This window comes from Ochrobactrum sp. XJ1, from assembly GCF_024701725.1.
Lineage (GTDB): Bacteria > Pseudomonadota > Alphaproteobacteria > Rhizobiales > Rhizobiaceae > Brucella > Brucella anthropi.
In genome coordinates this window covers 1-9,617 of record NZ_VDGD01000037.1, presented here as the reverse complement: position 1 = coordinate 9,617, position 9,617 = coordinate 1, and the positions used below count along the sequence as shown (strand labels likewise).

Here is a 9,617-nt window from a genome sequence, read left to right as displayed (position 1 = left end):
ATTGCGGCCTGTTTCGCCTGAATATCTACGAGCCCCTGGCCTTTCCGGCCAGAGAAACTTAACGTGACAACACCGGTGGATCAATTGAGTCTGGACCCTAAAGCAAAATTTTCGTCGGCGCTTTTCATCAGTTTGTCATATGCGTCGCCGTCACATATAACTTATTCCTAAGATTGAAAGCAAGCCGTCAATCTTGAATGAGCAGGAGTCGCCAAGTGGGAAGGCAACGGTCTCCAAAACCGTCATCGGGGGGTCAATTCCCTCCTCCTGTGCCAATAATATTAATCCATGTATTAAGACTGATGCGTAACTTCATCGTAAACGAAATTTTGTCACTTTTACGGCCATATATAAAACATAGATGCTCCTTCGATGGCGCTATTATTTGTCTTTAGTTGCCATTTCTAAATGACTTTGTGTCGTTTTGCATTCCTTGAAAAAGCACCGATGCAATCAACTCTGCGTTTGACTGTATATCTGAGGTCGGAATGGGATGACGGACAAATTGCACAACAATCCCAACCAAGCATGTAGCAAAAAATTCAGCAGAAATGTCCTGTCGAAAATGCCCTGCCTCGACCTCAGTTTTGATGTTTACCGCAATCATGCTAATAAGCTCCTGCCTTGTCTTCTCACCCTCGGGTTCATGTAGCATTGCGACGGTCATAGCATCACGATTGCCTTGCAGGAATGTCAGTAAGCTGGTGACGGCTATAGTTGTAAGCGATTTGAGATCGTCAGCTCGAACGGATGGCGGGATCAGCGAGTTTTTTACAAGCTCGCGCAGGTTTTCGCGAAAGTCGGCAACGACCGCATGGTGGACTTCGTCCCTGGACTTGAAATGTCTGTAGACCGCAGGCTGCGTAAGGCCCAATCGTGCCGCGACGTCGACCATCTTTGCCTTTCGGCCGTGTGCGGCGATCTCAACCGCAGCAGCTTCAATTAACTGTTGGCGTGTTCGATCTCCTTTTCTTGCATTCATGAATTTTACCATTGCGTTTAAAGTTATATCCATATAACAATTGATCCCGCACCAAAGCGGGACTGCGTGACAGGCTTATTATAAGCACAGTTACCTTTAAAGAAGTTAAGGAGCAAAACGGATTATGAAAGCGACCAAGATGCAAAAAATCCCCGGATTGTGGGATATGTTGTTATGTGCAAAAATGCTAAATTGATTAGACTAGACTCTGTGGCTTGGTAGGAGTCTGTTAAAATTGTTGGGGCGATTAAAATATACAGAGATTGGCTGAGATATAATTGCCATATCTATAATTTTCTGCGCCCTTTCAATAAAATTGGTGGGCGGGATGCAGGTTTCTAGGCGTTTTCTTCTAAAATCCGTGGCCGTACTGGCGGTCTGCTCGATTGGCATGGTCAATTCGGCGGTTAGCCGAACTTTTGGCGAACTGATCATTAAGACGGTCGACGGACAAACTATCGTTATTCCCGAAGCTGAATTGTTGGCTCAGCCGCAAGCGATTGTTAATACGCACACAGCATGGACAACGGGGCGACATGAGTTCAAAGGCTTATTACTCACCAACGTATTAGCCAAAGCGGGCATTGATGTCTCGTCTCCACGCGACATGAAAATGCGTGTTCTGGCGCTGAACGACTATGTCATCTACATTCCGCTCGAAGACGCGATCAAGTATAAGGTGCTTGTCGCAGCCTTTATGGATGGAAAAAGGCTAACAGTAAGTGATAAAGGCCCTTATTGGCTAGTCTATCCACGTGACGAGTTCACGGAGCTGAAAGACTCCCGATTTGACCACCGTTGGGTTTGGCAACTGAAAGAGATATCGATCATAAAATAATGACACACGAACGCGGCTATGTAGTCGCAAGTGTGGCTATTCTCGTATTCGTTGCCGTACTTGCGTATGCTTTCATCCAGCTTCTTTCAATTCACAAAGCACTCTCAACCTTTACGGGAGAGAATATGCTTTGGAATGTCACAGAGACAGAAAGAGAAGCGCGTAGGCTCTCTGAGGCACTGCTATTATCATCTGAGTATTATGAGAACGAAGACGTGGCCTTCAGATACGACATACTGTTAAGCAGGGTCAAACTGATTAACGACAGCCCTCAATACGACTTTTATGTCAGCATTGACGGCAAAGAGCATCTTGAAGAGCTGAATCGAATTTTGAATGTCGTCCAAATCGCTCTCGACGACGGCAAGAGTAATGCCAGACGCATCTATGCATTGCTCCTTCCAATCTTCAACAGCCTGTCGCGTTTGGGCAACAAGACGATGATCCAGCAGCGCGTGGAAGCAGGAAAGCAACGCGATAATCAGTTGCGCGCCATATACCTGCTGATGATGTCAAGTGCAGGGCTATTGGTTTCGGGAGCGGCTTTGTCATGGCTCCTGATGTCGAATATCCGTGCGCACAATAAAACACATGCTGAACTCTTTGCTTACAAAGAGAAGCTGGAAGATACGGTTGCCGAACGGACGGCTGCCCTCCTGGAATCGCTGGAAAACGAGCGCCAGACGAACGCGGTCTACATAAACTTCCTGACCACGGTATCGCACCAGTTCCGCACACCAATAGCGATCATCGATCTAATCGCCCAACGGTTTGTCCGCTGGCCACAGGATGTGACCAAAGCGATTCTGGTAGAGAAGGCACAGCGTATTCGAACTGCCATCAAGCGTCTCAATCTGATTATCGATAGCACGATTAACAATGATCGGCTGACTGAAAGCGGTCTCGATCTGTTGGTAACAAATATAAACTTCTCGGAAGTGATACAGAAGGCCTGTTCATATCACTCAGATATTTATCCAGAGCGACGCTTAAACCTCTTTCTTCCTGATAAACCTATCTGGACTTGTGGTGACGCAACGAATCTGGAGCAGGTGATTATCAACTTTCTTTCGAATGCTGAAAAGTATTCAAGCTTGTCGACACCTGTCGACATCAGGCTCTGGACGCGCGCCGATCAGATCGTCTGCTCGGTCACAGACTATGGAATTGGTATTCCGGCCGAAGACCAGGCCAGGATTTTTGACAGGTTCTTCCGCGCAGCGAACGTTTCACACCTTCCAGGTAGCGGCCTTGGGTTGAGTCTCTCCTCGATGCTGGCGCATCTGCACGGAGGCAAGATCACCTGCAAATCAATACCAGGTAGCGGAACAACGTTTGAATTTACGTTGCCGCTGGATGGGAAAAAACCATGAAAAAATCGAACATCTGCGAACAGAAAACGGTCCTTTGTATCGAAGACGAAGCTGATATTCGCAAAGAACTCGTATTTGGGCTATCGAAATTTGGCTTCAAGGTCATGTCCGCAGGAAGCGGAGAAGAAGCTTTATCGCTGTTGAGTGTAGAGCGCCCCGATTTAATCCTCTGCGATGTTCTCATGCCCTGTTTTGGTGGATTGGAGCTTCTGAAACGAATCCGCGCAACGATGCCTCACCTGAATTCCACGCCTTTTCTTTTCCTTTCAGCTTTGACAGACCGTTCTCACATTCTTCAGGGTCTGAAGCTGGGCGCGGACGATTATCTGACCAAACCAATCGATTTTGACCTGCTCGAAACCAAGATTACTCGCAAGATGGAACTTGTCGAACGTAGTAAGAACACTCCTGCTTCGGCCGATTCTGATAGTGTTGTTTCGCCACCCACGAATGAGACGAAGGCAAAACTGACAAAACGAGAACTCCAGGTTCTTAGCGAGTTTGCCAAAGGTCATACGAACGGCCAGGTAGCTCGAATATTGGGATTGTCCGAATACACTATTGGCGATCACTCAAAATCTATTCTCAAGAAATTGAATGCTGCGAGCCGAACTCAGGCTGTTCACGAAGCTATCGCGCAGGGCCTGGTCGGCGTAAATAAAGCAAAAACGTGACAGAAATCAGTCGGAATCTGTAAAAAATCCCCGGATCGAGGGATTTTCGCAATTAATATTGAGTGATAAGCAGTAAAAATCACAGAAAGTTGAGTGGTGCACTTAGAAGGGGCTTCCAGTGCGGGGATTTACTGCGTCTTTTTTCAAGATATTTGGGTGCGCAACACTTATAGTCGCGGCAGTGTCTGCTTCCGACGCACAGAGCACAATGTCACCAGCAACGGACTGGACAGGCAATTACAGCTTCTCGTCGACTGCTGATCGAAACCTCCGCCTTCTACAGGCGGATATGATCGAAAAGCGCGAGAAGGGATACTACGAGTCTCTCGGCAGGACGACGATCAATCAGACGGTGACGAACAACTCCGTTACCAAGATTGGGCAGAACACGAATGCCATCGGGTCGGTGAACAATACGACCACGAATATCGATCTGTCGGGCAACAATAACAGTATCGACATCAGCAGTTCGTCGAATTCGAACGGCTGCCAGGATGGCAGTGTGAATATCGGCCATTCCGGTACGACGTCTGCTACGTCGGGCTGCCAGTAAGGCTGAAGGCGGGGTCAATGAAAGTTTCTCGTATCGCAACCGCTTTCGGGGTGGCTTTGTCACTGTCGGCCTGCACGGCGACAGCCGTTACACCTCCGAAAATGAATGCAAAGCTCATGGAAGGGCCACCCGTTTCCGACATCGTGACGCCGTTTGACAGAGCGCTAATGTGCCTGAATGGCCGCGTGTCCAAGAACGTCGTGTTCTCTGTCGGCGCGATACTGGATCAGACGGGGAAGGAAAGCTTCACCGATGGTGGTGTTGGCAAATTCGTCACCCAAGGCGCTGGCGACATGGTTCAGTCCGCTTTGTTCAAGGCCGGGACCACCATCGTCAATCGCCGCGATCCGCGTGTGACCACCACCGAGATGGAATGGAAGATTCGCGATAATCGGCGGATCATTCCAACCAGCTATTACGTCACAGGCAGCATCAACAGCCTCGATTTCATTCCAGGCGGCGGTGTGGAAGCCGAGGTGGCTGGGGTTGGTGCCAAGTATCGGCAAAACCGGATGCTGGTAGGCATCGATCTCGCCCTAACCGACGCGGGCAGCGGCCGCATCGTCGCAAATGTGCCGATCCATAAGCAAATCTATGCCAGCGAATATGGCGCGACGGCGGGCCGTTTCTTCGGCGACACCTTGGTGAACGCCCAGATCGGTGGGCGCGAGCGAGAAGCTCTCCATTTCGCACTTCGTCAGATGCTTTATCTCGGTACGTTCGAGCTGCTGACGCAGGTCATGAAGGCTGAGAACTATGCGGACTGCCGTGCCCACATTGAGAAAATGCACGGTGTCATCTCGAATACCAGCACGAGCGATGCCGTGGCATCGCTTGAAAAGAAGAAGTCGGTGCAGATGGCTCAGGCAACGAAACCTGTAGACAAGACCCTTGCGAAAACGCCAACGGCAGTCTCTCGCCCCGTCAACAACACTGTTTCAACAAGTCCTCTTCCTGCGAACGGAAGCCAGCAGAAGAGCCTCATGAAGTGGGACGCAGCCAAGGGCGGCTGGGTTCCAAACGATAGCGGAGCTGAAACGCCCGGCTCCTGATGTATCGAACTTGCCGCATCGCGGGAGGTCAGACGGTGCACCCCAACACCTGAAGAGCATAAAAGGCAGTAATGGGGGACTGCCATGGAGACGAAAATGAACAAGTTCTTTGCATCGGCGTCCGTCGCCGCAATCATTCTCGGTTTCGGTTCGGCTGCACAGGCACAGACCCTGTCGAACACGATTGGCCAGCCTGTCATCGATCAGATGAGCCAGTTCGAAAACGGCAACTGGATCAACCGCGCAATCAACACGGCTGCAATCGATGGCAGCGTGAACATTATCGGCATTCCGAACATCGAGGAATCTTCGTCGATTTCCGGCGCAATTGATGTCGGTCTCGGCGCAGGTATCGATCTTGAAGGCTCGGGCATCGATATCACCAATCCGCTGGCTGGCGCAATCGAACTCGGCGTTGACGTTAATGCTCATCTGAAGGCCAACGTATCCATCGAGGAAACCTCCAAGGTCGGTGGCGCAATCGTGAAGTCGACGGATGTTATCAAGACGGTCGCCGCAGGCGCTGTCAACACGGGCCACATCGCCACTGCTGTTTCGACTGCGAGCGACTCGTCCTCTACTACTGCCAACATCTCACTGTCCGATCTGAAATATGTCAACGGCGAAGTGTCCCAGGCTTCGGCTTCGACCTCTAACACCGCTGCGGAGGCACTCGCTGCCGAAGGTACGTTTGCATCACTTGGCAACCTCAGCGTCGGCATCAGTCAGACGGTTGCCAGCTCGTCGTCCGGCCCCGCCATGGGCGTCTACGCAGTTAACGAAGCGTTCAACAATGCCGACATCAACGGTAGCGTGAACATTCTCAGCAACGGCACGGATCTCGCTGGTATCTCGACTGTTGCCGCTGGCGCGGTCAATACCGGTACGATCTCTCTCGGCTTTGATGGCGCTGCTCTGAACAGCGCCATCAATGGCGGTGGAAACTAATATAGCCCTTTCCATCGCTGAACGACTGCGGTCGCCGTCTCAAGCATCTCCCCGCCGGAATGGGCGAGACGGCGGTCGCAGTTTGAACTATGAGGAATCGAAACAAGATGAAAAAAGCCGTCGCTATTGGATTTCTGCTCAGCTCTGTCGCTCCGGCGCTTGCTGCAGATCCTGTCATTCCCGACCCCGTCGTTGAGCCACCCGTTTACCAGGCATTGCCGATGTGGACAGGCCTGTATATCGGCGGTCAGCTTGGCTGGGCGAGAGGACAGCGAGCACCGCATATTCCCGCCAGCTCGAAACCGACACCGGTAGATCCGACAGACCCCACTGATCCGACAGATCCTACCGACCCAACTGATCCGGAGCAGAGCTGTGACCTCGGCGATTTCGCCTGGGCTGCCGCTTCGACCACGAATACCGGTGCCATCGCATGGGCTGATCCGTGCAAGGCATGGGGCATCGGCCAGACGTCGAATACCGGAGCGGGAGCAATAGCAGTTGAACAGGCTGCATCAGCACCTGCTGCCGCAACAAAGCAGACCCTGAGCACTGCCTCGCTCGATGCCGGAACGATAGCTGCGGCTGAGGATGCCGGATCTGCTGACGCTATTTCTTATAGCTCCGGTGGCCATCGGGATACGTTCATCGGCGGTGTCCATATCGGATATAATCACCAGTTCGAAAACAATCTCGTTCTGGGTGCCGTCGCCGACCTCAACTTCCTCGATTGGGATCGCTATGTCGGTGCCCGCTACCAGGACCATTCGCTTGAGGCCCGCCAGTCTCTGAAATATCTGGGCACGGTTCGGGCCAAGCTCGGTTACGCGGCAGATCGTGTCCTCGTCTATGGCACGGGCGGTCTGGCCTATGGCGGCATCAAGAACAGTCTGTCCGTGGACGGAGCGACTGTCGAATCCGACACCAAGACCCGTTTCGGTTATGCAGTCGGCGCGGGCGTTGATTTCCTCGCCTTCGACAATGTCAGCATCGGTGCGGAATACCTTTTTACCGATCTTGGCAAGAAATCGAGCAACGACGTCTTCCGAAACAACGTCAGGTTCCACAGCCTGTTCCTCAAGGCCTCATATCATTTCAAGTAAGTTAGTGGGGAGCAAAAGGGGCGGGCATGCTGAAATCGAAAATAAAACGCGCGGCCGCTCCCTTTGGTCGCAGACGAGACCGTCCCTTAAATGAACTGGGGGATACTAATCTGCCAGTGATCCAGATGCACTACCAGCCAATTGTCGAATATGCGACCGAGACCCTAGTAGTCGGGCATGAGGCATTGGTTCGAAGCCAGGCCCATTCCTCCGTGGCGGAATTGTTTAAAGCCGTTGGAGCCTGCCATCTCAACCGTTTCGATGCAAAATGCCGTAGATCCGCGATTGATGATTATTCCTCCGACAAGAGCCTGTTCGTAAATATCTCGGCAGGCGCATTGGCGGACTATCTCTACGGTATCGAAGATACCATCGCATATGCCGGGGAGCACGGATTTCCATATAGCCGTCTCGTTTTTGAAATAACAGAGGACGATCATCACGACACGTTTCGATTTCTGCGCAACAGCATTGATGAAGCGAGAAAACTGGGAGTTCGGTTCGCCGTCGATGATTGCGGAACCGGATATAGCAATCTGGAAACGATCATCGCATTGCGCCCGGATATTCTCAAAATCTCAGGGACGATTGTTCGAAACATCCATCTCGACACTACACGGCAAGCCATTGTCGATGGTCTCGTAACAACAGCCGAGAAGCTCAAATCGATGTTGATAGCCGAAGGCGTAGAACAGGAGATCGAAGCGCTCTGTCTCAAGGATCTCGGTGTGAGCGTGATGCAGGGCTATTACTTCGGATACCCAGAGCCTTTCGGAAGGGCCGACTGATGGAGAGAAAGATCAATCCGCCAACCAAGAGGGTCGATGAAACTGGCTATGCGACCGAATGCCAATTTGCGCTGCATACCGCGTTTAATCATCTGCTCGACCAAGCGAAGAAGGCGGGTTGGGATGAATTACAGGTTGCGCTTTCGCTCGTATCCCTTTGCGACACCGTCATCTACGGAGATAGTTCCAACCTCCTGCAATGACTTCGGGGAATTGGACTTTCGAGCGATACTAATACGCCGCTGAAGCCTGGTTAGATTGGCCCTAGCAGCATCCATGTCCTGTCTAGCGGACAGAAACTGCTGGCGTTCTGCGGGCGTAAAAATGAAGCTACGGGGCTTCTTCATTGCTCTATACGCGGCAATTGCATCTTTCGATCGAGCATGGGCCTCCAGCAACGGTTGTGTCGCAAATTTTCCATCAGGTTAAAAGCAGCCTGATCTTCAGACGCAATTATGCTGCAAGCTCCGCAAAGACCTCGAATGGCGAGCGGTTGTCATTGGCAAATTGCTTCTTGCGGATCATATGTGCTACTTCGATGCCCGCGATTGTCGCTGAAGCCGAATGAAATGCCTTGAAGCTCAACATGTGTTTGGTAACTCGCTTGATAAACCGGTGATCCTGCTCAAGGATGTTGTTGAGATATTTAACCTGCAGGATTTCAATCATCTTGCTGTGACCGGTGATTTTCAGGATTGTGTTTACAGCTTGTGCTCCGGCCAGATTGGCTCCGCTTTTATCAATGACAATTTTGTCTGGAACACCGTTGGCTGCGATGGCTTTCTTGAAGAAACGCCGTGCAGCACCGAGATTTCGGCGTTCGGCGAGCATGAAATCAAGTGTTTGGCCATCTCGGTCAACGGCTCGGTACAAATAGGTCCATTGACCACGAACCTTGATATAGGTCTCGTCAACACGCCATGAACGGGCCGTGGGCCGCTTACGCGATTGCGCCTGGGCAGCGATCAGCGGTGAGTACCGGACAACCCATCAGTTCAAGGTCGCATGATCCACAGCAATGCCGCGTTCTGCGAGAATTTCCTGAAGGTCACGATAGGAAACCGGGTAACGCACGTAAAAGAAGACTGCATGCAGGATGACACTTTTAGGAAAATGAGCCCCTTTGAAATCGATTGCCATACCCTGTCACCTCACTCAATTATGCGCTCCGAAGGGACAGTAGCGCAGCAGAAGTGAAAATTTCGCGACAGAACCCTTGAAGATGATACCTGATGTCTGCATCGCCAAAATTTACGCCCAAACCGTCAGGCAGGCAACTGTAGCCCAGTTAACGTGACAACACCCT

The 9,617-nt window shown here is 51.4% G+C and carries 10 protein-coding genes, 1 tRNA gene and 1 pseudogene; 10 read left to right on the top strand and 2 right to left on the bottom strand.

Annotated elements, in window-relative coordinates:
- Positions 1–201: 201 nt before the first annotated feature.
- Positions 202–275 (top strand) — tRNA-Trp (locus tag FG152_RS26665).
- Positions 276–391: 116 nt separating this feature from the next.
- Here the strand turns inward: FG152_RS26665 and FG152_RS26660 are convergent.
- Positions 392–982, bottom strand: coding sequence for a TetR/AcrR family transcriptional regulator (locus FG152_RS26660; RefSeq protein WP_498989361.1), 591 nt, complete (start codon positions 980–982; stop codon positions 392–394).
- A 328-nt stretch (positions 983–1,310) separates the two neighbouring features.
- Here FG152_RS26660 and FG152_RS26655 point away from each other — a divergent pair, with 328 nt between their 5' ends.
- The 9 genes from FG152_RS26655 (at position 1,311) to FG152_RS26615 (ending at position 8,514) form a co-directional block, all read left to right on the top strand.
- Positions 1,311–1,820: a putative pterin-binding protein gene (locus FG152_RS26655; protein WP_498989358.1), complete on the top strand. Its 510-nt coding sequence runs from the start codon at positions 1,311–1,313 to the stop codon at positions 1,818–1,820.
- Positions 1,820–3,193, top strand: a complete 1,374-nt coding sequence (locus FG152_RS26650; protein WP_498989356.1) for a sensor histidine kinase — start codon at positions 1,820–1,822, stop codon at positions 3,191–3,193. Before FG152_RS26655 ends, FG152_RS26650 begins: the two co-directional genes overlap by 1 nt.
- Positions 3,190–3,867 (top strand): response regulator, encoded by a 678-nt coding sequence (locus tag FG152_RS26645; RefSeq protein ID WP_374789002.1) that lies wholly within the window; start codon positions 3,190–3,192, stop codon positions 3,865–3,867. The genes FG152_RS26650 and FG152_RS26645 overlap by 4 nt, the downstream gene beginning before the upstream one ends.
- A gap of 208 nt (positions 3,868–4,075) precedes the next feature.
- The gene (locus FG152_RS26640) at positions 4,076–4,420 is read left to right on the top strand and encodes a hypothetical protein (RefSeq protein ID WP_146097124.1); all 345 of its coding nucleotides are present in this window, start codon (positions 4,076–4,078) and stop codon (positions 4,418–4,420) included.
- 17 nt (positions 4,421–4,437) lie between these two features.
- Positions 4,438–5,472: a CsgG/HfaB family protein gene (locus FG152_RS26635; protein ID WP_104756879.1), complete on the top strand. Its 1,035-nt coding sequence runs from the start codon at positions 4,438–4,440 to the stop codon at positions 5,470–5,472.
- Positions 5,473–5,568: 96 nt separating this feature from the next.
- Positions 5,569–6,420 carry a hypothetical protein gene (locus FG152_RS26630; RefSeq protein WP_498989351.1) on the top strand — a complete coding sequence of 284 codons (852 nt, stop codon included), beginning with the start codon at positions 5,569–5,571 and terminating at the stop codon, positions 6,418–6,420.
- A gap of 107 nt (positions 6,421–6,527) precedes the next feature.
- Positions 6,528–7,523: an outer membrane protein gene (locus tag FG152_RS26625; RefSeq protein ID WP_498989348.1), complete on the top strand. Its 996-nt coding sequence runs from the start codon at positions 6,528–6,530 to the stop codon at positions 7,521–7,523.
- A gap of 26 nt (positions 7,524–7,549) precedes the next feature.
- The gene (locus FG152_RS26620; protein WP_498989345.1) at positions 7,550–8,311 is read left to right on the top strand and encodes an EAL domain-containing protein; all 762 of its coding nucleotides are present in this window, start codon (positions 7,550–7,552) and stop codon (positions 8,309–8,311) included.
- Positions 8,311–8,514, top strand: a complete 204-nt coding sequence (locus FG152_RS26615; protein WP_113464889.1) for a hypothetical protein — start codon at positions 8,311–8,313, stop codon at positions 8,512–8,514. Before FG152_RS26620 ends, FG152_RS26615 begins: the two co-directional genes overlap by 1 nt.
- A 250-nt stretch (positions 8,515–8,764) precedes the next feature.
- Here FG152_RS26615 and FG152_RS26610 read toward each other — a convergent pair.
- Positions 8,765–9,451, bottom strand: a pseudogene (locus FG152_RS26610) (IS6 family transposase).
- Between the last annotated feature and the right edge of the window lie 166 nt (positions 9,452–9,617).

What these genes read in the sequence shown, in the direction of transcription:
- FG152_RS26660 (WP_498989361.1), bottom strand. Translation starts at nt 982, where the DNA reads ATGAATGCAAGAAAAGGAGATCGAACACGCCAACAGTTAATTGAAGCT.
- FG152_RS26655 (WP_498989358.1), top strand. Translation starts at nt 1,311, where the DNA reads ATGCAGGTTTCTAGGCGTTTTCTTCTAAAATCCGTGGCCGTACTGGCG.
- FG152_RS26650 (WP_498989356.1), top strand. Translation starts at nt 1,820, where the DNA reads ATGACACACGAACGCGGCTATGTAGTCGCAAGTGTGGCTATTCTCGTA.
- FG152_RS26645 (WP_374789002.1), top strand. Translation starts at nt 3,190, where the DNA reads ATGAAAAAATCGAACATCTGCGAACAGAAAACGGTCCTTTGTATCGAA.
- FG152_RS26640 (WP_146097124.1), top strand. Translation starts at nt 4,076, where the DNA reads ATGTCACCAGCAACGGACTGGACAGGCAATTACAGCTTCTCGTCGACT.
- FG152_RS26635 (WP_104756879.1), top strand. Translation starts at nt 4,438, where the DNA reads ATGAAAGTTTCTCGTATCGCAACCGCTTTCGGGGTGGCTTTGTCACTG.
- FG152_RS26630 (WP_498989351.1), top strand. Translation starts at nt 5,569, where the DNA reads ATGAACAAGTTCTTTGCATCGGCGTCCGTCGCCGCAATCATTCTCGGT.
- FG152_RS26625 (WP_498989348.1), top strand. Translation starts at nt 6,528, where the DNA reads ATGAAAAAAGCCGTCGCTATTGGATTTCTGCTCAGCTCTGTCGCTCCG.
- FG152_RS26620 (WP_498989345.1), top strand. Translation starts at nt 7,550, where the DNA reads ATGCTGAAATCGAAAATAAAACGCGCGGCCGCTCCCTTTGGTCGCAGA.
- FG152_RS26615 (WP_113464889.1), top strand. Translation starts at nt 8,311, where the DNA reads ATGGAGAGAAAGATCAATCCGCCAACCAAGAGGGTCGATGAAACTGGC.